Below are 1,936 nucleotides of genomic sequence, written 5' to 3' on the forward strand. Positions count from 1 at the left end.
CCCGGCTTCGACAGTTATGAGCGTCCCGTGGGCACCTGTGGATAACTGAAACCCTTGCAGATCAAGGGTTTCTCGCGTTTTCCACAGGCAAACGACGATCAAAAATGTTATAAACATGTGGGCACACGATTTATGTGGATAAGTCTAATTTTGTGTTGATTATTCCTGTTCTTGTGGTAACATTGTAAGCATGTATATCCGGACAACGTCACGCATGAACAAAGACGGCTCAAAGATCAGCTACCTGCAGCTCGCCCATAACGAACGTCATCCGCAGACCGGCCAAACCCAAGCTAAAGTGCTGTTTAACTTTGGCCGTGCCGACGAGGTCAACCTCGAGAAGCTGCGGGGGCTCGCGCAAAGCATTGCTCGCCTGCTCGGCGAACAGCCGGTGGACCAGACAGCCCGGTCTGGCGATCCACTCAAGCTGGTAAGCAGCAAGCCTCTTGGCGGCGCATGGCTGCTTGACGCGCTCTGGGACAAGCTGCAGATCGGCAAGGCGCTTACGCGCCATCTGGCCGATCGGCGGTTTGCCGCGCCCATGGAGCGTACACTTTTCGCCATGGTTGCCAATCGTGCGCTCGATCCTTCCAGCAAGCTTGCCGCGGAAGATTGGGTGGCGCATGACGTCGTCATTCCCGGCCTTCCGTCCTTCGACGTGCAGCAGGGTTATCGGGCGATGGACTTTCTGTTTGAGTCCGGTGAGGCGATCCAGCGCGAAGTGTTTCACGCGGTAGCCGACCTGCTCAATCTGGAAGTCGATCTGCTCTTCTTCGATACGACGAGCACCTACTTCGAGACCGAGGATGAAGACGACGAGTTCCGCCGCCACGGCTATTCCAAAGACCACCGTCCCGACTTGCCGCAGGTCGTCATCGGCTTCGCCGTCACGCGGGAAGGCATCCCGATCCGCTGTTGGGTTTGGCCGGGCAACACCGCCGACATGAGCGTCGTGCCCGAGGTCAAGAAGGATCTCATCGGCTGGAAGCTCGGACGCGTGATCTCCGTGGCGGACCGGGGGTTCTCCTCGGACGCGAACCTGCGCGTGTTCCAGCAGTCTGGCGGGCACTACATCATCGGCGAGAAAATGTCTGCCGGCAAGCCGTCCGTGGAGGCTGCGCTGTCGCATCCCGGACGGTTCAAGACCGTGCGTGATACCTTGGAAGTCAAGGACATTACGATCGGTGACGGCGAAGCGCGCCGGCGCTACGTGCTGGTCCGCAATCCCGAGGAGGCGCGCCGGGATGCCGCTCAGCGTGAGCAGCACCTCGTGGCTTTGCAGCGCGAACTCGATGGCCTGAAGGCCTTGGACGGTGAAGCCCACAGCAAGGTGCACTGCCGCCTGCACAGCCATGTTACGTACAAGCGGTACCTCAAGATGGACAAACGCGGCAACCTGCGTATCGACAAAGATGCAGTGAAAGCGATGGAGCGGCTGGACGGCAAGTATTTGATTCAGACCTCCGATGACACGCTCTCTTCCGAGGACGTCGCCCTGGGCTACAAGCAACTGCTCAAGGTCGAAGCCGCCTTCCGCACACTCAAGCAGTCGCTGGCTTTGCGGCCGGTTTACCACCGCAAGGAAGAGCGCATCCGCGCGCACGTGCTGCTCTGCTGGCTCGCGCTTATGCTCATTCGTATCGTCGAGAACCAGACGGGGCGCACGTGGCGAGACGTACGCAGTCTGTTCCAGCGCGTGCATCTGGTCAAGGCGCGGTCGAGCGACGGTACCGTCCTGCAGCGGACGGAATTGATCGCTGAACACCGGGGTATTCTTTCGGCGCTCGATTTGCCCGAACCCCAGCAAATATGGGACATTTCCACGAATTAGCCCCTCAAAACTGTGGGCATACGCCAAGTTATCCACAAACCGCCCAATCCCTTGCCACGCTTGAGGTTGAGGCGGTTTGTGTTACTACAAACTGTCGAAGCCGGG

The 1,936-nt window shown here is 59.0% G+C and carries 1 protein-coding gene; it reads left to right on the forward strand.

The window, feature by feature from the left end:
* The first annotated feature begins 190 nt into the window (after positions 1–190).
* Positions 191–1,831 carry an IS1634 family transposase gene (locus VE009_RS04390; protein WP_414694776.1) on the forward strand — a complete coding sequence of 547 codons (1,641 nt, stop codon included), beginning with the start codon at positions 191–193 and terminating at the stop codon, positions 1,829–1,831.
* Positions 1,832–1,936 lie beyond the last annotated feature (105 nt).

Source organism: Paenibacillus sp., assembly GCF_035645195.1.
In the GTDB taxonomy this organism is placed as follows: Bacteria; Bacillota; Bacilli; order Paenibacillales; family YIM-B00363; genus Paenibacillus_AE.